Source organism: Rummeliibacillus pycnus (assembly GCF_044359855.1).
Lineage (GTDB): Bacteria > Bacillota > Bacilli > Bacillales_A > Planococcaceae > Rummeliibacillus > Rummeliibacillus pycnus_A.
In genome coordinates this window covers 2,007,212-2,027,541 of sequence record NZ_CP132291.1, presented here as the reverse complement: position 1 = coordinate 2,027,541, position 20,330 = coordinate 2,007,212, and the positions used below count along the sequence as shown (strand labels likewise).

18 protein-coding genes and 2 pseudogenes are annotated in these 20,330 nt (G+C 33.2%); 16 read left to right on the top strand and 4 right to left on the bottom strand.

The window, feature by feature from the left end; translation table 11 throughout:
• Positions 1 to 90: 90 nt before the first annotated feature.
• A complete protein-coding gene (locus Q8X41_RS09940; protein ID WP_397540053.1) occupies positions 91 to 3,534 on the bottom strand; it encodes a S8 family peptidase in 3,444 nt (1,147 codons plus the stop codon).
• A 270-nt stretch (positions 3,535 to 3,804) separates the two neighbouring features.
• Between Q8X41_RS09940 and Q8X41_RS09935 the strand changes: the two genes are divergently transcribed.
• Positions 3,805 to 4,242 carry a universal stress protein gene (locus Q8X41_RS09935; protein WP_397540052.1) on the top strand — a complete coding sequence of 146 codons (438 nt, stop codon included), beginning with the start codon at positions 3,805 to 3,807 and terminating at the stop codon, positions 4,240 to 4,242.
• 255 nt (positions 4,243 to 4,497) lie between these two features.
• On the opposite strand, the gene Q8X41_RS09930 is transcribed toward Q8X41_RS09935, so the two are convergent.
• From Q8X41_RS09930 to Q8X41_RS09920, 3 genes are all read right to left on the bottom strand, one after another.
• The gene (locus Q8X41_RS09930; RefSeq protein WP_397540051.1) at positions 4,498 to 5,244 is read right to left on the bottom strand and encodes an amino acid ABC transporter ATP-binding protein; all 747 of its coding nucleotides are present in this window, start codon (positions 5,242 to 5,244) and stop codon (positions 4,498 to 4,500) included.
• 15 nt (positions 5,245 to 5,259) lie between these two features.
• Positions 5,260 to 5,919 (bottom strand): amino acid ABC transporter permease, encoded by a 660-nt coding sequence (locus tag Q8X41_RS09925; protein ID WP_397540050.1) that lies wholly within the window; start codon positions 5,917 to 5,919, stop codon positions 5,260 to 5,262.
• Positions 5,920 to 6,063: 144 nt separating this feature from the next.
• Entirely contained in the window at positions 6,064 to 6,840 is a 777-nt protein-coding gene (locus tag Q8X41_RS09920) for an amino acid ABC transporter substrate-binding protein (RefSeq protein ID WP_397540049.1), read from the bottom strand.
• Positions 6,841 to 7,392: 552 nt separating this feature from the next.
• Between Q8X41_RS09920 and Q8X41_RS09915 the strand changes: the two genes are divergently transcribed.
• From Q8X41_RS09915 to Q8X41_RS09845, 15 genes and pseudogenes are all read left to right on the top strand, one after another.
• Positions 7,393 to 8,562 (top strand): PLP-dependent aminotransferase family protein, encoded by a 1,170-nt coding sequence (locus Q8X41_RS09915; RefSeq protein ID WP_397540048.1) that lies wholly within the window; start codon positions 7,393 to 7,395, stop codon positions 8,560 to 8,562.
• Between the two features lie 152 nt (positions 8,563 to 8,714).
• Positions 8,715 to 8,795: pseudogene (locus tag Q8X41_RS09910) on the top strand (pentapeptide repeat-containing protein); the annotation flags it as partial.
• A gap of 15 nt (positions 8,796 to 8,810) precedes the next feature.
• A pseudogene (locus Q8X41_RS09905) lies at positions 8,811 to 8,987 on the top strand (pentapeptide repeat-containing protein); the annotation flags it as partial.
• A gap of 200 nt (positions 8,988 to 9,187) precedes the next feature.
• The gene (locus Q8X41_RS09900; protein WP_397540047.1) at positions 9,188 to 9,949 is read left to right on the top strand and encodes a DUF2935 domain-containing protein; all 762 of its coding nucleotides are present in this window, start codon (positions 9,188 to 9,190) and stop codon (positions 9,947 to 9,949) included.
• Between the two features lie 322 nt (positions 9,950 to 10,271).
• The gene (locus Q8X41_RS09895) at positions 10,272 to 10,739 is read left to right on the top strand and encodes a YbaK/EbsC family protein (RefSeq protein WP_397540046.1); all 468 of its coding nucleotides are present in this window, start codon (positions 10,272 to 10,274) and stop codon (positions 10,737 to 10,739) included.
• 158 nt (positions 10,740 to 10,897) lie between these two features.
• Positions 10,898 to 11,683, top strand: a complete 786-nt coding sequence (locus Q8X41_RS09890; protein ID WP_397540045.1) for an alpha/beta fold hydrolase — start codon at positions 10,898 to 10,900, stop codon at positions 11,681 to 11,683.
• Positions 11,684 to 12,174: 491 nt separating this feature from the next.
• Positions 12,175 to 12,312, top strand: coding sequence for a teichoic acid D-Ala incorporation-associated protein DltX (locus tag Q8X41_RS09885; RefSeq protein ID WP_397540044.1), 138 nt, complete (start codon positions 12,175 to 12,177; stop codon positions 12,310 to 12,312).
• A gap of 19 nt (positions 12,313 to 12,331) precedes the next feature.
• Entirely contained in the window at positions 12,332 to 13,828 is a 1,497-nt protein-coding gene (gene dltA / locus Q8X41_RS09880) for a D-alanine--poly(phosphoribitol) ligase subunit DltA (protein WP_397540043.1), read from the top strand.
• Positions 13,825 to 14,991, top strand: a complete 1,167-nt coding sequence (dltB, locus tag Q8X41_RS09875) for a D-alanyl-lipoteichoic acid biosynthesis protein DltB (protein ID WP_397540042.1) — start codon at positions 13,825 to 13,827, stop codon at positions 14,989 to 14,991. The genes dltA and dltB overlap by 4 nt, the downstream gene beginning before the upstream one ends.
• 15 nt (positions 14,992 to 15,006) lie before the next feature.
• Complete coding sequence (dltC, locus tag Q8X41_RS09870; RefSeq protein ID WP_397540041.1) at positions 15,007 to 15,240, top strand: D-alanine--poly(phosphoribitol) ligase subunit 2; 234 nt, start codon at positions 15,007 to 15,009, stop codon at positions 15,238 to 15,240.
• Positions 15,237 to 16,412, top strand: a complete 1,176-nt coding sequence (gene dltD, locus Q8X41_RS09865; protein WP_397540040.1) for a D-alanyl-lipoteichoic acid biosynthesis protein DltD — start codon at positions 15,237 to 15,239, stop codon at positions 16,410 to 16,412. Before dltC ends, dltD begins: the two co-directional genes overlap by 4 nt.
• Positions 16,413 to 16,633: 221 nt before the next feature.
• A complete protein-coding gene (locus Q8X41_RS09860; RefSeq protein WP_397540039.1) occupies positions 16,634 to 16,822 on the top strand; it encodes a hypothetical protein in 189 nt (62 codons plus the stop codon).
• Positions 16,823 to 17,248: 426 nt separating this feature from the next.
• The gene (locus Q8X41_RS09855; protein ID WP_397540038.1) at positions 17,249 to 18,994 is read left to right on the top strand and encodes a protoglobin domain-containing protein; all 1,746 of its coding nucleotides are present in this window, start codon (positions 17,249 to 17,251) and stop codon (positions 18,992 to 18,994) included.
• 487 nt (positions 18,995 to 19,481) lie between these two features.
• Positions 19,482 to 20,078 carry a VanZ family protein gene (locus Q8X41_RS09850; protein ID WP_397540037.1) on the top strand — a complete coding sequence of 199 codons (597 nt, stop codon included), beginning with the start codon at positions 19,482 to 19,484 and terminating at the stop codon, positions 20,076 to 20,078.
• A 55-nt stretch (positions 20,079 to 20,133) separates the two neighbouring features.
• Positions 20,134 to 20,286, top strand: a complete 153-nt coding sequence (locus Q8X41_RS09845) for a Fur-regulated basic protein FbpA (protein ID WP_397540036.1) — start codon at positions 20,134 to 20,136, stop codon at positions 20,284 to 20,286.
• Positions 20,287 to 20,330: the final 44 nt, after the last annotated feature.

The window sequence follows — 20,330 nt, the reverse complement described above, 5'->3', positions numbered from 1 at the left end:
GAACAATTCTTGTAGTAATAAATCTATTGAAATAAAAAAGATGACCTTATAAAGCCACTCTTTAGCGTCTTTTAAGGTCATCTATTTTTATTACTTAATTTTTAATGATAATTTGTACGGATCGATTGAACTGCGTCCTTTGGAATCACGAACCTTTACATAGTATGTTCCTTTTTTCATCTTCAAGGATACGATTTCTGTGTCGCTTTGTTCATAAATATCAGATTTTACTACTCTTTTACCGTTGCGATAGACTTCGATTACACCATCTATTTCTTTACCAGCATCAAGTGAAAGTGTTACTTGATTTGCTTTCTTAGAATCGTAAACGTACCAATCAGAATCGCCGTTTTCATATCCTGAGTTGAAGAAACCTGTTGCAGAATATAATTTACTGCTGTTTTTCTTAAACTTAAGTGGCTTAGATGGTTTGTTTTTCGTTACCTTCGATTTTGCGTCTTCATCTATTTTATTTACAGCATTAATTTTTAGCTGATATGGCCATAAGGTAATGCCAGCCGCTGAATCGACAAAACTATGTGCAATTACGAAATAAGATTTGCCTTTTTTCGCTTCAAAGGAGCCAGTGTTTGTTCCATCTTCTGTTATGTTCAAGATGTATGATGAGCGATCAATATCTTGTTCATCCAGCTTATGGTTTTTATTTACATCTTCTGAAATTTGTATCAATCCGAAAAATGGAGCTAATAATTCTTTCGGATACTTTGCTTTAAGTGAAGATGTTAGTTCCGTTCTAGAGAATTTGACACCATATATAGAATCTTTTGGCGCAGTAAAATAATAAGAGTCAATATCATTTGCTGTAGCAAAGTTTGCTGTTACACCTGTTGTAGGGAAAGTTTTTGCTTGTTCTGGTTTATCATTTTCTTCATACTTGTCACTTGGATTACTAACAAGTAATTTCGATGTAATTTGGTATCCATCATATGGGATTTGGAATACATTATAATTTGGACTTACTGAAAGATAATATTTTTTATTTACTTTTAAACTTGCAACAAAATTATCTTTTATCCAATCTTCTGAATTCCAGTCCTCATTTGTTGCAACAGTAGAAAGGTTTTGGTGTGTTTTTCCATCTTCACCTTTTTCAGTAACAACCTCGTATAAACTAACATTAGGAACATTCTTTGATGGAGTAGGTAAGTTAAATTGATAAATACCATCACTAGTTGGTGTTAGTTTAAACCAATCTTGGTCTGAAGTATTTTGAAGATATCCCATTGCAGATCCACCTAATTGATATGAACGAGCACCGGACTCCAATAATTCAATTTGCTTTGAAGAATCACTTGGTCCCATTTCAGAGAATGCGGACATGAAATTACCACCAAAGATGGTCATTCCTTCTTTACTATATAGTGTTGATTCGTCGAGGCCATCTTCATCTTCAGGAATTGCCTTTCCTTCCAAGTTTACGCTATAAGGAATTGCTGAAGCAGCAGGTCCTTTATTCCCAATGCCACCAAAATTACCGAATAGCAATTGAAGGATGTTAATATCTGAAAATAAAGAGGCGTTTGTTACTTTTAGGTAATACTCCTTATTAGGTTCTGTTTGGAACATCAGTGTTTCCCCAACGCTCGTGCCACCATTATTACTTGAAAATAGAGGATATACCTCTTCTCTAGGAATTCCCTCTGAAGGAATTTCTTTGCCACCTTCATCTGACATTGAAGGGAATAGCTGTTCTTTTTCATAAACAGAGAGACTTAAATCCACGCCTGGGATTCCAGTTACACTAAATTTCATTAATTGTGCTTCTTTTGAAGTGAAGTGGAAATAATCTTCATCATTCTTTTCACCTGTCATAAAGAGACCATCTTTTTTATATGGCCAGTTTTCAATTTTAATAGGTGATTCTAGTGTAGATTCATCTTCAGGAAGTTGATCTAATTTCTCAACTTTTAATGTAGCATGTGATTGTTTCGCATTTGAATCATCATAGCTTCCATTCACATCTTTAATACCAATAGCAACTGTTCCACTAAAAGGAGCTTGGATTAGTTTACCTTCTGTTTTGCCTTCTGCTACATCATTGACTTCGATTTTTTGTTGCTCATTGTCACCATAGAATTGAATCATCATTTTGTAATCATATTGAGATGCACCAGATAGAGAAGTTTGAATATATTGGCCCTTTTCTACAGAAAGTTTAACCCATTTTTGTTCAGATGGTTTAGTAAAGTTATGTTTGATTTCTGCAGGTGCTACAACTTTCTCTGCATTATTTAAGATTTCCTTTTCTCCCCATTTTGCTGTTACTAGGGAAGGGATTTTCTTGACGTCAAATTTTAATGCTGCAACAGGGTTAATCAGTCCGTTACCATATTTATTATCAAATCCTTTTGCACCTAGATCTGTTGCCGTTTTTTTAAGAATATATTCCACTTCAGCAGGCTTAAGATTTGGATGCTTAGATAATAGCAATGCTGCTGTTCCAGCAACAACTGGAGAAGCCATGGATGTCCCACTTAATTTTGTAAAGGTGGATCCTTTTTGAGGATCGTAGAAGGTAGAATATACATCTTCACCAGGTGCTACTACGTCAGTTGATGGGCCATATGATGAATAGTCACTTAGTTTTTTCTCTTTATTAATAGAGCCAACGCTAATGACACCTTCATATTTAGCTGGATAGACAGCCATATCAGATGCTTCATTTCCAGCAGCGGCAACGACTACAACACCTTTACTAATTGCTTTATCTATTGCCTCTTTTAGAACTTCTGAAGGCACGGAACCACCCAAACTCATATTAATAACATCTGCACCTTCATCCACTGCCTCAAGAATCGCATTTGCAATTGTATAATCAAAAGTCCAAAATCCACCATCAAATACGTCTAAAGAAAGAATTTTAGCAGCTGGATCTATACCGTAACCACCGATACCATTATCCTTTTTCCCAGCGATAATCCCTGCAACATGAGTTCCATGTATATCAGGTGTAGATGAATTCATTGGATTGATGATGTTTGTTCTTTTTATAATAGATCCTTTTAGTTCGGGATGATTATGATCAATGCCTGTATCAATGACAGCTACTTTTACTTGACTTTTCCCAGCAAGCTTTTGTGCATCTGCCGTTTTTAATAGGCTATGCATATATTGCTCGCTTACCTTAGGATCCACAGTACCTGAAAGTTGATATTTTGGACTTAGACCTACAGATATCACTTTCTTATTCTTTTGAAATTTTTGGATTGTCTGTTGTAGGTTCTTTTTATTTTTGACTTTAACAACTAAATACTTAAGACTTTCAATATGGCTTACTACAATATTTCCAGCAAGCTCATCATTAGATAGCTTACTTGAATATTTAATAATAATCGTATCATCACTATAATTTGCTGTTTTCTTACCTGTTTCTGTCTGATCAGTTTTACCGAGTTTTTGTAGCATTGTTGTTGCAGAGCCTGTTTTTGCGTTTGCAGTGAAGCTAGTGATAGGTGTAAGCGCTAAGGCACAACTTAACCCAGCTGCTGCAAATTTTTTTGTAAACGAATTCACAAGATTCCCCCTTAATGAAACTACTATACTTTGATAAATATAGCGTCCCTATAATGTTAATATATACCATTATAGTTTATAAATTCATATAAATATATAGATAATTAGAAATTTTTTAACAAATATATAAAAAATGTAAATAAAATGTAAAATTTATCATATAAAAGAGACAATTAGAAGGTGAATTAGGAATAAATGTTCATAATATAGTTCGTATGATGCCACCACTTTAAGTGCTATAATTGACTTATTAAAGGGAGGTATAAAGTTATGTCATTAACTTATAAAAACATTATTGTTGGTATTGATGGTTCAAAAGAAGCTGAAGCTGCATTTAAAAAAGCTGTGGAAATTGCAAAAAGAAACGATGCTACGTTACATTTGGTAAATATTATTGATTCTCGTATCTATTCTGCGCTTGAAGCTTATAATTTCTCAGAAGAAGAAAAGCGTGCAGAAGAGTTTGCTACAAGTTTGTTAGAAGACTACAAAAAAGCTGAAACTGCTGGTATTGAAAATGTCAATATAATCGTCCAATATGGTTCTCCTAAATCAGTCATTACACAAGATATTGCTAAAAAAGTGGAAGCTGACTTAATCATTTGTGGTGCAACGGGCCTTAATGCTGTTGAACGCTTTTTAGTAGGTAGTGTAACAACAGGTATCATTCGCTCAGCTGATTGTGATGTACTAGTCGTCCGCCCATAATAAAGATCAATTTGTATGAATTTGGAGCAGAGTATATTTGAGTAGAGACATTTTGCAACAAGGTTATAATATGCCTGTGTTAAAAATGTAGAACCATAAATTTTGCAGAAGAAAAATTGAAATGGATGCTAAACTAAAAAGAGTGAGTTACGTAGGCTCTAAACAAGTGAAACTAGATAATTATAAAAAGGCTGACCAAAGAATTTTATATCTTTGGTCAGCCTTATTTCTTGAAGTCTTGCTATAATTCGATCACTATTTTAAGCTACGGTTAAGGAAGGCTTTTGTTCGATCAAATTGTGGGTTGTCAAACAATTCTTGTGGAGTGCCAGATTCAAGGATTTCACCATTATCCATGAAGACAACACGGTTGGCAACTTCTCTTGCGAATCCCATTTCATGTGTTACGACGATCATCGTCATATGTTCTTCTGCTAGATCCTTCATAACTTGAAGTACTTCACCAGTCAACTCAGGGTCAAGTGCAGAAGTTGGTTCATCAAATAGCAAGATTTCTGGATCCATCATCAATGCTCGAGCAATGGCTACACGTTGTTTTTGTCCACCCGAAAGTTTTGCTGGGTATGCAGAAGCTTTATCAGCAAGTCCTACTTTCTTTAAAAGCTCCATGCTACGATTACTAATATTTTGGGAGGATTCTTTCTTTATTAAACGTGGTGCCATTTCGAGATTCTCTTTGACAGTAAGATGTGGGAAAAGATTAAAATGTTGAAATACCATACCCATTCTAGAAGTGACGCGTTTAATTTCTTGTGGTTTTGCATAAACGCCATCTTTTACAAGATAATCACCCGCTACTGCAATACTTCCACCATTTATTTCTTCGAGATGAACAAGACTTCTCAACATCGTACTTTTACCAGATCCAGAGGGTCCGATGACCGCTACTACATCATTTTTATTTACATCAAATGTAATTTGTTTTAATACATCAAGATTTCCAAATGATTTTTTTAATTTTGATACTTCAATAATAGCCAAAACGACCACTCCTCTCTATTCAAATGTAAACCGGCGTTCAATCCATTTAAAGATTAATGTAAGTATTAGGGTCATGATAAGGTACATAACACCTGCTACAAAGAATGGAACGATAGTAAAATCACGGTTTACTGCAGCTTCTGCAAAGTGTAATAATTCAGGAACAGCTACTGCATAGAGTAGTGCTGTATCTTTTACAAGTGTGACAGATTCGTTTGCCAATGATGGAATGGCGATACGGAACATTTGTGGCAGAATCACTCGTGTTGTTGTTTGGAATTTATTTAATCCAAGGACTTGTGCTGCTTCATATTGACCTTTATCAATTGCTAACAAACCACCACGGAAGATTTCTGCAAAATAAGCAGCATAGTTAAGAACAAATCCGATGCATGCTGCAGTAAAGCGATCTAATACTAAATATTGACCAATACCAGGAATCATTGGTAGACCGAAGCAAATAACTAATAATTGAAGTAATAGTGGCGTACCACGCATTACATAAATATATGCTTGAGCTAACCATGAGAGTAGTTTAAAGCTACTTTTCACCGCCAAAGTTAATAAGAAACCAAGTGGTATGGATAAGACAATGGCGATTAGAAATAATAGAATGGTCATTTGTGATCCTTGAAGCATTGGTTTAAGGATCGTAATGAGATAATCGAAGTTCATACAAGTGTTCCTCCTAAATGAAACTTGCGGATTGACGAATCCGATAATGAATTATCGGTAACAGGAAAATAGTATTTTTCATTCTTAAATGATAAAAACAAAACAGGTTTCCAAAAAGGAAACCCCGTTTTGCCTTTTACTATTTTACTTTAATACTTTATTTTCGCCAAACCATTTTTTTGAAATTTCAGTGGCTGTACCGTCTGTATTCATTTTATCAAGTGCTTTTTGTAATTTGTTTAATAACTCTTCATTACCTTTTTTAACACCTACACCGTATTCTTCAGGTGCAAGTGACTCATTAAGAACTTTGAAGGTGCCTTTTTGTTTTGACATATAATAATCAATTACAACTTTATCAATTACTACTGCATCTGTACGGCCACTTTTTAAGTCATTCAATGCCATTACATTATCAGAATACTCACTGACATTTTTTATTTTTGATTTAATAGAACTTGCATCTAATGCATCTGCTGCTGAAGATTGTGCTTGTAAGCCTACAACTTTGCCATTTAAATCATTTAATTTATTGAGTTTGGAATTGGCAAGTGTCACAACTACTTGAGCATTTTTTAAATATGGTTTTGTAAAGTTAACTTGTTTTTTACGTGTGTCCGTAATTGTATATCCATTCCAAATTAAATCGATTCGACCACTGTTTAGTTCGGATTCTTTCGTTTTCCAATCAATTGGTTGAATTTTTACTTTATAACCCATTTCTTTTGCTGCAGCTTTGGCATAGTCGATATCAAAACCTACAATGTTATTTTTTTCATCGCGGAAGCCCATTGGAGCAAACGTATCATCAACACCAATTATTAGTGTTTTGTCATCCTTTGAAGCAGAGTTAGATGAACATCCAGCCATAACGCTGAAGATTGCTACGATGAACATTGTCATTATTGCAAAACGTTTCATGTTGAAAACCACCTTTTATCTTTATTATATTTAATTTGTTTTATTACACTTTAGTTCACTAGTGCGTTAACACATTATCAAGTTAGTAAAGTATATCATCGTTTTATAGGAAAAGACAATAGCTTTTTGATATATTGATTCAAGTAATTAAGTGAAAGATTAAAAATGAACATTTAGTATATTATTAATCAATTTTATGGAATCTTATTCATAGAAAGGAAATAAAAAAAGGGGTGTTGATAATATGCACGACTTAGATTGTGATGTTGTGGTCCCATATACTGTCATACTCATTGAGAAAAGGCGCAGCCTCAATGAATGATCAACATAATCACGTTAAGTAAATGACTAACTTATAGTATACTGAAACTAGTATATTTGAATAAATATATTACTTTCTATTAGATAACTAGACAAATCAACAATCATATTTAGAATTTATGTTTCTTTTTCACTTTAATTTTCACGAAAACATTGATAATTCCTAATGTTTCGTGATTTGTTATAATATAAAAAATAAATAGAATATGTAGTTCAGAAGGAGAATCGATTATGGTGCAAATTTTTTCAGATAGAATGTTAAAAACAGATAGCTCTTTTATTTCTCAAGTTATGCGATTAACTGAGACAAAAGATATTATTTCTTTCGCAGGAGGATTACCAAATCCAATTTCTTTCCCAGTAGCGGAATTCCAAGAATCGATGAGTCGAGTTTTACATGAATCAGGTGAAAGAGTATTCCAATATTCAGGTACACAAGGCTATTTGCCATTACGTCAATGGATTGCAGACCGGTATAAAAAACGATTTGATATAGATGTTACAGCAAATGATATTTTGATCACAACAGGCTCTCAACAAGGATTAGATTTGATGGGGAAAGTATTGATCAATAAAGGGGATAACGTAGCTGTTGAAAGCCCATGTTATCTTGCTGCTATTCAAACTTTTTCACTTTTTGAACCGCACTTTTTGCCAGTTAGCCTTGAAGATGATGGCTTGAATTTAGAAGAACTAGAAGCAGCACTAAGTAACGAAAATGTGAAGCTATTATATACTGTTCCTAATTTCCAAAATCCTACTGGTTTAACGTATTCTAAAGAGAAACGTGAAGCTATTTATGAAATTCTCAAGAAAACCAACACGATTTTAATCGAAGACGACCCATATGGTGAACTTCGCTATGAGGGAGAATCATTACCATATATCGCAGGTGGAAAATCTGAGAACAGTGTATTATTTGGTTCATTCTCAAAAACATTATCACCAGGAATGCGTATAGGTTACCTATGTACAAAGAATAAAGAATTAATGGGTCACTTGATTGCGGCAAAACAATCTTCAGATTTGCATACAAATGTGATTTCTCAATATGCAATCTATGATTATTTAGTAAATAATGATTATGAAAAGCATATTAATCAAATTACGGAATTGTATAAAAAACAATGTGATGCGATGATTGCATCAATGGAAAAACATTTACCAGCACACGTTACATTTACAAAACCAGAGGGCGGAATGTTCTTATGGGCAGATTTAGGAGAAGGGGTTTCGTCAGTAGAAGTCTTTAATCGTGCAATTGAAAATAAAGTAGCATTTGTACCTGGGGATCCATTCTATACAGATGTGAAAGGTGCGAGCACATTGCGACTAAATTATACGAATTCAGACCCAGCAACGATAGATGAAGGCATTAAGAGACTGGCATCAGTATTATAAAATAAAAAAGGAGGATAGATATGAAATAATCTATCCTCCTTTTTGTATGTTAAAAAAACTTTTGAACGATTAATTTGGGTGTTATCTAAAATAAAAAAGGTTTTTGTTTATGGCTATCACATTACCTTGACAGTCATAGTAGCGATTTAAAAGGATCGGATTTTACGAATTCAGATTTAACGGATAGTGAGTTTAAATCCTGTAATTTAGCAGGAATAGACTTTGATGGTTAGTATTTTGAAGAAACAGTTTTTGAAGCATGTACATTAAAAAAAGCTTCTTTTAGAAATACAACTCTCAAAAATGTTCAGTTTCGTTTATTAAAAGTAAAGAAAGTTGATTTTAGTGGATCTACAATGGATAAATTAACATACAATTTTTTAAAAGCAGGAAAAGCGGATTTAAATAATGTTACAATCATTTGAATCAAGTGTTAATATGTTCGTATTAAAAAACCAAAAATGTATTTATTAAATTGCTTCATTTAACTAAATGTAAAAATGCAGGACTGTACAAAATATTGGTACATTGTCCTGCATTTTTTTATGTTAGAAAAGTTACGACTAGTACAAACTTTACTTGAATACATTTAAGTGATGAAAAGAATAAAGGAGATGTAAAATTTTTGCCTGAATATTTGAAGAGCGCAATTTTTGAACATCAATTTTGGCTCGAAATTCTAATGAATCACGGGCAATTTATCCGAGATTCGCTATATCCATCTGAGAAGGAGGATATTGAAGAGGCAAAGACATTTATTCATCGCTTTTCTGACCTTCATAAGCAAGTAAGTCCGTTAAATGTTTCAAATGCAATTCCATTTGCTATAACTGCAGATGAAGCAGCAGAACAATTAAAGCAATTTAAATTTTCAATTCTTAAACGCCAATTGTCTGGTGATATCAAGATTCATCTTTCTCCGACTTTTATAAATCACATGGTTAATGAATTAGAAGAATACCAAAAAGTATTAAGTTACTTAAAGAAAGGTGAAGTACCACCCATTTTTCATGAATTGCATCATCATTTACTGTGGTTAAGTGACGCTTATGGCCATGCTGGAATCATAAATGATGATATGGATAGCGTAGAAAAAAGATTAAAAGATAAGAGTTCCACTTTTACGCAACACTTTGAACAATTTTATTTAAAGGCAGTGGAATTAACGGGATATTTACGGGCTAATATTCAGTCATTCCCAGCATTAAATCGATTTAATAATGAAGTTGAAGTTGAGATGAATTTATTTAGAATATTTTTACATGAATTAGAGGAAATGGAGTTAAGAGCTGAAGTATTAGGAACTTTTACTGCCTCGATGGCTGATCACATGTCAAGGGAGGAACAATATTACCTAACAAAACTCGCTGAGTCGAGAAGTGCATGAATGGCTTCGCATATAGAGTAGCTTATTATAATGGTTTCTCAAAAAAAGTAGCGAGGGGGCATAGTTCACTAGTTTTTTTGTCGAAATCAAGATAAATAAAAAGATATTCCAAAAGAAAATGTCTTTTCTCCATATAGGGTTTCATTGAAATGGAGAATAGGCATTTTCCTGTTAGGGGATAAATAGAATGTATTTTTATTTGTAACATTGAAGAAAAGATTAAACTTATATAGATAATTAATTCTATTGCTTTTGATGCACAATGAAATTATCTGAATAATCTGTATTGGTTAAAATAATGAAAATTATTGAGGTGAATGAAATGGCAATCGAACTAGTAAGAGAACATTTCAAAAAATATGGCTTGGATTATAAAATTATGGAATATGAGGCATCAAGTGCAACAGTAGATCTTGCAGCACGGGCCTTAGGAGTAGAACCGGAACGTATGGCAAAAACACTTTCCTTTAGAAATGATGACGGCTGTATTTTAGTAGTAGCAGCAGGAGATGCGAAAATTGATAATGCAAAGTTTAAACATAAATTTCGGATGAAGGCTAAAATGCTTACACCAGATGAAGTACTTGCAAAGGTTGGGCATGCAGTAGGAGGTGTTTGCCCATTAATGGTATACCCGGCGTGTGGTAGTAGTAATAGTGCGATCGAGCTTACGTGCGATGAAATATTTACATATGCTAATGGACAAGAATGGGTTGATGTATGTAAAGGCTGGCAAAAGGATCTAGATCTTAAAAATGACGATCTATCTTATAAAATAAGTTCACATTAATAAAGGAATGTAGTATAGTACACTATTAAGGAGTGCCCTTAGAATTCAGGGTAGTCCTTTTTGGTTTGCATGAACTTATGAGAAATAGGAGAGGTTCACCAATTTTTCTTCAGTTGAATATCGTATATTAGATAATCATATACGAATGGAGGAAAGTTGTGGGGTATTTTGTGCCTGTAGAGTCAGGCGTCAAACTATTTGTAGAAGATATAAACCCAACAGGCAAAAAGACAATCGTATTCATACATGGATGGCCATTAAATCATAAACAATTTGAATATCAATTTAATGTCCTACCTTCAGAGGGGTATCGATGTATCGGTATTGACTGGAGGGGATTCGGTCGTTCTGATAAACCAATGGCAGGCTATGATTATAATAGGTTAGCAGATGATATTGCCACAGTCACCACTACGCTTCAGTTGAACAATTTCACGCTAGCTGGACATTCCACTGGAGGAGCAATAGCACTTCGTTATGTTGCACGGTATAGAGGTTACGGCGTTCGTAATTTAGTATTAATTGACGCGGCAGCACCAACCGGCTTTACACAAGAAACCGCAACAAAACTTCTAAATGAAACGTATAATGATCGTCCGAATATGTTAAGAGATGTGACGGATACCTTCTTTTTTCAATATATATCAAAGCCTTTTTCAGAATGGTTTTTCCAAATGGGATTACAAGCAGCAAGTTGGTCCACGGCTGCAATCATCAAAACACTTAGAGATGAAAAAATAGAAATAGAGCTTCAAATGATTAGTGTTCCTACCTTAATTATTCATGGCACCCATGATCAAGTTATTCCATTCTCACAAGCAAAAATCTTAAATGACAAAATAGAAGGTTCAAGACTTGTAGCATTTCAATATAGTGGGCACGGCCCTTTTTGGGAAGAACGAGAAAAATTTAATGAGGTGTTGATTAATTTCACCTCGCATTAGATGTATAATAGGAAGATGAAGAAAACTGCCAAAGAGGGATTTTTACTTTATAAGAATATATATCATATTAAAACTCTTCCTAAATGGTTGAGTTTTTAATTGTGAAAACAAATTGATGATCCTTGATTTGACTAATTAGTAAAATTTTACCACATATTAGATAGGGGAATTAAAAAAGATATTAAAAAAAGCATTTTTTCAATAAAAATCCTCCTAAATATTTTCCAAAAAAGTCTGACATATAAATATAAGCTGTAAGTTCTATTAAAAATAAATTAAAATTGAAGAATCAGACGAAATCGGTGGTATTGTCTATTTGTTAATTAAAAAAATCACATTAACTAATTAACATTAATAAAGTTTTACAAACTTTACTTAATCTTAGCTAAAAAGTAATATTTTTAACGAAAACTTAATATATAGATGATCAAACTGAAACTTTTAAATGTTTCATTCGTTTTATAGTAATGTGATAGAGAGGAAGTGGAGTCTTGCAAAAATTAAGAGAACACGAAGGACTTCGTTTAATTGGTTATACATTGTTTTATTTTGTCATTTTAGTGTTACTCGTTTTAATTTACGGATTCCATGATATGAATGCGGGACCGTTTATTTATACCGAATTTTAAAAGAAAGTGAGTGTTACTTATGAGTGTACTGCATATGATTCGTGAGATGTCTTTGTTATATCCACAACGTATAGCGTATCAAGTTGATGACGAAACATTAACTTATGAAGAGTTGTGGAGACAATCTGATCTTGTAGCAGAATTTTTAGTACAGGGAGGATTGAATGATGCAGCGCCAATTGCAGTTTACGGTCATATGTCGCCGAAGCAAATCATTGCCTTTTTAGGAGTAGTCAAGGCAGGACATCCGTACATTCCATTAGATACTTCAATTCCAAATGAACGTGTTCAGCATATTCTAGCTGTTTCGAACGCGGCTCTGTTGTTAACAACAGAAAAAATGGATTTAGACCTTTCAATACCTACTTATGAAGTTAATTCAGTTTTAGAATCAACTCATTCAAAAACAATTTCGCAAAGTAACTGGGTAGAAGGCGAAGATGTATTTTATATTATTTATACTTCTGGAAGTACAGGGAATCCAAAAGGCGTGCAAATTACAGCCAGCAATCTAGAAGCATTTGTACTATGGCTAGAAGAGGATGCCCATCTGCAAGATGGTGTATATCTTAACCAAGCGCCCTATTCGTTTGATTTATCAGTAATGGATTTATATCCAGCGTTGACAAAAGGTCGGGCATTATATGCACTGACAAAATCTCAGATTAATCAACCAGCCATGCTTTTTGAAGCATTGCAACAATCAAATGTTACTGTTTGGACTTCTACACCTTCATTTGTGAAAATTTGCATGATGAATCCACTGTGGAATGCAGAAATGATGCCTACAATTGAAAAGTTCCTGTTTTGTGGAGAAGTATTACCACATGAACTTGCAAAAAATTTACAGGTTAGATTCCCAAATGCAAAAATTATTAATTTGTATGGTCCAACTGAAACAACTGTTGCAGTAACTGCTGTTGAAGTAACGAATAGTCTTCTTGATGATTTTAATGTTTTGCCAATTGCAAAGGCTGACGCTGATCATTTGATTTTACTTAATGAAGCCGGCGATATTGTGAGCGAAGGACAAAAAGGACAATTAGTGATTACTGGTCCTACTGTAAGTAAAGGTTATCTTGGTGCACCGGAGCAAACCGAAAAAGTATTTAAACTTTGGCGCGATGAAGATGTGTATTATACAGGTGATGTTGGTTATTACCAAAATGGCTATATCTTCTATTCAGGTCGTTCTGATTTCCAAGTGAAGCTTCATGGCTATCGTCTAGAAATTGAGGAAATTGAGAAAAAGATTGAATCATTAAATGAAGTAAGTGGTTGTATCGTGCAGCCAGTAAAAGTACAAGAGGAAGTAGTGTCTTTAACTGCATTCGTCGTACTAACTCAAAAGACCGATGAAAAACCATTCCAAACTACAAAACGATTAAAAAACGCATTGTCTGAAGTTGTTCCAAGTTATATGGTGCCAAAGAAATTTATATATGTAGATCAACTTCCTTTGAATGCAAATGGTAAAGTGGACCGTAAAAGATTGGCGGTAGAAGTAACGTTATGATACCTTATGGTGATTTTACATTCTTCTTTATCATCGGTATTTTATTGATACCTACAATTATTTTAGGGCTTAAAGGAAAATCATCCAAAAAGTATAACATGTTTATTTCAGTTATCATCTTGGCGATTATTTTTAGTTCATCAGTCAAGAGTATACTTTCGTTGATACTATTTACGATTTTCCAAGTACTATTAATTAAAGGATATCAAGCGTATCGATCAAAGAACAATAATGGTACCGTTTTTGTAATTGCTGTTTTACTAGCAATTCTACCGCTTATATTGGTGAAGATACTGCCATTTTTAGGGCTTCACCATCTCTTTGGTTTTTTAGGTGTTTCTTATATTACGTTTAAAGCTGTACAAATGATTATGGAAACACGTGATGGCATGATCAAAAAGCCGATTTCTATCGTGGAGCTTATCTATTTCCTTTTATTTTTCCCATCGATTTCATCTGGTCCAATTGACCGTTGGAGACGATTTGAAAAAGATTTGAATCATGTCCCAGATCGTGACGAATATCGTGAGTTATTATTTAATGGTATTAATAAAATTTTCCAAGGATTTTTATACAAATTTATTATTGCATTTTTAATTTATAATAAAATCCTTTTGTATCTGCCAAATCATACGTATAATTACTTAACACCTTTCGAAGGTCGACTTGCTGATATGTATTTTTACAGTCTTTACCTATTCTTTGATTTTGCTGGCTACAGTGCATTTGCTATTGGTGTAAGTAAAATCATGGGGATTAAAACTCCAGAGAATTTCAATTTACCATTCTTAAGTAAGAATATTAAAGATTTCTGGAATCGTTGGCATATGAGTTTGTCATTCTGGTTCCGAGACTATGTGTATATGCGTTTTGTATTTTGGATGACGAAAAAGAAATGGATTAAAAACCGTTATACAGTTTCCTATATAGGATACTTTGTCCTATTCCTATTAATGGGCATATGGCATGGTCTAGAATGGCATTTTATCGTCTATGGCTTGTATCATGCATTACTTATTGTTTGCTTTGATAAGTTTGAAAGATGGAATAAAGTGCATAAATTCTGGCCAAAAAATAAATGGACAAATGCAATTTCGATTGTAATTACTTTCCATTTCGTTTGTTTCGGTTTTTATATTTTTTCAGGAAAATTATTTAGTTAAAAGGAGTTTATTATAATGGAAAAACAAGAAGTATTTAAAGTATTAGCTGCTGTATGTGAAGATGATGTTATTTTGGAAAATCCAGATATTGAACTATTTGAAGAGGGATTACTTGATTCATTTGGTACAATTACATTACTAGTTGAGATAGAAGAAAAATTAGGTATTAGTGTACCAATCACAGAATTCTCCCGCGAGGAGTGGAATACACCAAATCATATTGCGGAGAAATTAGTTGAATTAGCATGAAGAAGTATACTTTCCTTCCGCTAGCGATTGCGGTAGTGTTATTTTTCACCTTTTTATTTTTCCCTAATCGTTGGTTGAAGAGCTGGGTTACGGATCAAAGAGTAGAAGAAGCAAAGATTGAGTTAAATCCTCTTATGTTTCAGGGGGAATATTTGCAAAGTCAAATGCTAAAAGATAAAAACGCTTTGCCAATTTATGGTTCATCTGAGTTAGAGCATTTTGATCCTTTCCATCCATATAATTACACAAAAGCAGCAAAAACACCCTATTCTACTTTTATGGTAGGACGTGGTGGGAGTCAAAGTATTACACATTTCTTGAATTTCGCTGAGCAAGAGAAAAATTTAAAGGGGAAAAAGATTATATTTATCATTTCTCCACAATGGTTTACAGCTCAGGGAATGGATGATTTCCATTTTTCACCTAACTATTCAATGCTTCATGCTTATGACTTGGCTTTCAATCATGAGATGAATCCTAAGTTAAAGGAAATAGCTATGCGTCGTTTACTACAATTTGATACTGTTAAGCGAGATCATTTATTAGTTTCAATGTACAAATATGAATTAGCAAAAGATAAAAAGCCGATATTCGGACGCATAACAATGGCATTGGGTTATATGAATCGAGCACTTCTTGAGAAGAAGGACTTGTATTATTCATTGATTAATGAGCAGAATAAAAAGTTACATGCAAACCCTTCTCTTATTAGAAATCAGACATTTGAACAACAAATACAAAATGCGGATGCATTTGGTGAAAAGCGTATTACAAATAATAATTTAAATGTCAACGATAGATACTATAACCGTAATATCGCACCAAAATATAAGCAGTTAAAAAACTTTAGAAAAGATGTTGACTATTCTAAATCACCTGAGTATGAAGATTTTAACCTTGTCATCGATGTGTTAAAAGATGCTGGAGCGAAACCGCTATTCATTTCAATTCCAATGAATGGTAAATGGTATGATTATGCTGGTTATCCAAAAGAAAAACGCCAAGCATACTACCAAAAAATACGAACAATTATTAAAGACGCAAATTATCCATTAATCGATTACTCTTCACATGAGTATGATCCTCATTTCATTACCGATACTATTCATATTGGTTGGAAAGGATGGGTATATCTAGATCACGATATGGATCGTTATTGGAAAGCAAAATAAATACGAGAGGGCTGTCTCATATGAGGCAGCCTTTTTTTATTGTTCTGTAGTTTTTCATCGTAGATATTATGTTTTCAGTATAAGAATTTCTTATTTATGAATTTGTTGGAAATTTTTTTGTCCAAAATGTGAATGAATTGTTGACAAATTGTGTCCGGAGGTTGTATGATTATGACATAAAGTTGTCACATTTATATACGAAAATACGAGGGGGATGCAAAATGAATTATACTGATATTATTTTAATCGCGGTTGCTTGTATGAGTATTCCATTGATTTGTGCAATTTTCTTTGATGCATTCTACGCAGAGAAAAAGAGTAAATCCTTTTCATTAAAACGAGTTTCTTTCTGGTATGCATTATTTTTTGCTGTATCTTTCATACCGTCCGTATTATTTTTAGCGCAATAATTATAATGATATTAAATGGAGAGCCTTCTAAATAGAGGGTTCTTTTTTTATTTAATGCGGTTGTTATTTGAAGGGAGTAGTCATTGTGCCAGTGTTCTTCACACAAAAGAAGAAAATCTTTGTTTTGTTACGCTTAGCGTGCTGGTACTTAGGATAAAAACATTCTTTAACATAGCCTGTTCATAAAAATACGCAAAATGGTACATATAATGTATTTGTAAATAATTATAATAAGGGTTTTTACCTATAATACTATATTGATAGTGAAAAATATTTATGAAAAAATATATATAAAAATCAAAATAATTACATTATAATAGTCTTAAAATACCATTTTAAATTCGGGTGTAAGTGATTTTCAGTGTGCAAGAACTCAACAGTTTAATGAAATAATCTAATGCAATTAAAAGAAAAAGGAGAAACGCTATGTTTGCAAAACCTAAGAAACATTATCAATATTTTTCTGCAACTCCAGGCTCTGATATAAATGCTAACAAAAGATTTCAAATTAAATTGGATTTTTTGGGGTTATCTTCGATCAGAAGGGCTTCTGTCCAAGGTTTAAGAGAATTGTATGATGTACATCATAATGAAATTTTGGATGGTTTTTATGAGCATTTAATATCTTTTCCAGAGTTTAGAGAAATAATAGAAAACCATTCCTCTGTTGAACGTTTAAAAATATCATTTGATAAGCATTTCAGAAGCTTATTTGAAGATCAACTAGATTTACAATATATTTTCAATCGTAGAAAAATAGCTCACACTCATGCGAAACTGGGCGTCTTACCTGATTGGATGATTTCTGCCTATACCTTAATTAACCAAATAATTATCCCGTTAATATTGGAGAAATATAGTCGTGACCGTAAGAAAATGATGGACGTTCTTTTGGCATATGAAACCCTTGTGAGTATAGATCAACAACTTATTGTGGAGACATATATAGAAATTCAAGCAGGTTCAATTGTTAATGGGTTAGGGGAAATCATTGCATTTAATACCCAACTAGATCAGATAAAAAAACTTATTCAGTTTCAGGAAATGCAAAAGAAAGATGTTATTTCGGCCAATTCTTCAATGGAGCAATTAGATGCTAGTATTGAGGAAGTTTCTTCATCGATTGTTGATGTATCAAATGATACACAAAGCTCATTAGAAGAGTTAAGTAAAGGAATTCAGTTACTTCGAAACGTAAATGAATTATTAAGAACAACTGATCATGGACAAGAAAGTGTCAGAGAAAATGTTAGTGAATTAGAAAATAGGGTGAATAACGTTACAAAATTGGTGGAATTTATCCAAGGTATTGCTGAACAAACAAATCTGTTGGCATTAAATGCATCGATTGAAGCAGCTCGTGCAGGAGCAGCAGGTAAGGGATTTGCTGTAGTGGCAGAAGAAGTTAGAAAATTAGCTGACAATACCAAATCATCTGTACAATCGATACATGGAGATATACAAGAGCTTCTCGAAATTACAAAGAATATTAGTATACTAACAAAACAATCTGCCGAAGACTTACATAAGGGTGTAACTGAAACATCCAACATTACAACAGCATTATCTACATTAAATGATACTTTGCAACACCAAGGATCTAGTATTGAAGAGATTGCTACTGCGACCCAACAACAAGCAGCGGCAGCTAACGATATCACTGTGAGAAATCGTAATATTGCAGAGCATGCCATAAAAAGTAAAGGAATCTCAAATGATACGGGTGAAGCCATTTACACTTTAAGTAAGATGATTGATGACTATCGCACGAAAACAATTTCAAAAAACTTCATCATTAGTCAGGAAGATATTGTTGCCCTAACGATTACTGATCATCTTTTATGGCGTTGGCATATTTATAACCTATTATTAGGATTCGAACAAATGACAGTTGATGACGTAAAGTCACATAGAGAATCTCGTCTTGGAGAATGGTATTATGGGCAAGGTAAAGAATTGCTAGGTAATGAACCGATATTTAAAGAACTAGAGCAACCCCATGCACGTGTCCATGAAGTAGCGCGACAAGCAGTACAAGCCTACAATGATGGTAACTATGAATTAGCAGAGGAATATCTAGTAGAAGTAGAAAAAAGCTCAAAAATTGTGATTGATAAACTTACGAAATTACGAGAAATCATCATTGCAAGCAAAGAGCCATATATGTATTAAAGTGAATCAATTCCATAACATAATTCGATGTTTAATCTAAAAATGCGGATGTATTAAATTCATTAATCTAAAAATGAACACTCCATTTAAACCAATGGAGTGTTTTCTTTTGAGGAGGCATGGATTTTAGTTGTTAAGTGTACTCAAATGATTCAGGAATTTATCGACGGATATTTAGGAACTTGAAATTTCAAAAGAACCGTCTCAATTATAATAGAAGGTATTCAAAATTTATTCCAAAATTATTCCAAATGAAAATCAAAATGTGCTATAGTAAAATCGCTTTAAAATAAATGCTTTTATAGCACAGTATTTTTGCGAAAAGGTAAAATAGTCTTTGTACGAAGACCTACTGAATATGGTATCGTAGAAGTATAAAGGGAAATTATATAAAAGAAAAGATTGTTAATGAAATTTAATGTTTTTTTGCAACTTATTGTTATATAATTTGTCCTGTTATGAAGAAAGAAAGAAATGAGTGACGAAGTTGTCTTATATACTTCAATATACACTCGATATGATGATTGTGATGATTATTGCAACTCCATTTGTTGTGTATATACGCTATAAATCACAAAAAAAACGTGATATTGGTCTAGTAAATCGTTGGCATGAAGTTGGGATTATGACATTTTGGGTTTATTTAATTGGTTTATTTTATGAAACCATTGTTCCCAAAAATGGTGTTAGTCTTCAATATGCAGAAATGCGAATTCAGAATCAAGACGTACTTGGTATTAATTTTCATCTATTTCGTGTTTTTACAGATGTATATAATGCCATTCATTATTTAAACTTATGGCAACCGTTTTTCATTAACTTTCTTGGTAACATCGCAATCTTTATGCCGATTGGTTTTCTACTACCATTACTTTGGCGGAAGATGGAGAAGTTCTTCTTTGTTTTTTTTACTGGACTAGGATTGTCTTTGTTTATCGAGACAATGCAGCTTCCCCAATATAGAAGCACTGATGTAGATGATTTATGGTTAAATACACTTGGAGCCATATTAGGATTTTGCATCTATAAACAGTTTGCTAAGCGAATCCCTAAACTAAAAGAGAAATTCAAAGTTTTCGTTTAGAACGCGAATTTTTTGGGAAAATGTCATAAAACAGTAAGGTAAGAAGGGATACAACATGAATAACCAGAAGATAACAGCCGAAGAACGAAAAAAGAATCATGTAATGAATCATTTAATGGAACTTGGCGTGTTTAAAATTAACGATAAACAGCTTTATCAAGTACCATTGGAAGTATTGATGAAAGAATACAAAAAGCATACAAGCTAACAGGTTGCTACTATGTGGCAATCTTTTTCGGTATAAGTCAAGTG

Coding starts and splice junctions, on each gene's coding strand:
- Q8X41_RS09935 (WP_397540052.1), top strand. CDS start 3,805: ATGTCATTAACTTATAAAAACATTATTGTTGGTATTGATGGTTCAAAA.
- Q8X41_RS09925 (WP_397540050.1), bottom strand. CDS start 5,919: ATGAACTTCGATTATCTCATTACGATCCTTAAACCAATGCTTCAAGGA.
- Q8X41_RS09920 (WP_397540049.1), bottom strand. CDS start 6,840: ATGAAACGTTTTGCAATAATGACAATGTTCATCGTAGCAATCTTCAGC.
- dltA (WP_397540043.1), top strand. CDS start 12,332: ATGAGTGTACTGCATATGATTCGTGAGATGTCTTTGTTATATCCACAA.
- dltD (WP_397540040.1), top strand. CDS start 15,237: ATGAAGAAGTATACTTTCCTTCCGCTAGCGATTGCGGTAGTGTTATTT.
- Q8X41_RS09860 (WP_397540039.1), top strand. CDS start 16,634: ATGAATTATACTGATATTATTTTAATCGCGGTTGCTTGTATGAGTATT.
- dltC (WP_397540041.1), top strand. CDS start 15,007: ATGGAAAAACAAGAAGTATTTAAAGTATTAGCTGCTGTATGTGAAGAT.
- Q8X41_RS09845 (WP_397540036.1), top strand. CDS start 20,134: ATGAATAACCAGAAGATAACAGCCGAAGAACGAAAAAAGAATCATGTA.
- Q8X41_RS09895 (WP_397540046.1), top strand. CDS start 10,272: ATGGCAATCGAACTAGTAAGAGAACATTTCAAAAAATATGGCTTGGAT.
- Q8X41_RS09915 (WP_397540048.1), top strand. CDS start 7,393: ATGGTGCAAATTTTTTCAGATAGAATGTTAAAAACAGATAGCTCTTTT.
- dltB (WP_397540042.1), top strand. CDS start 13,825: ATGATACCTTATGGTGATTTTACATTCTTCTTTATCATCGGTATTTTA.
- Q8X41_RS09855 (WP_397540038.1), top strand. CDS start 17,249: ATGTTTGCAAAACCTAAGAAACATTATCAATATTTTTCTGCAACTCCA.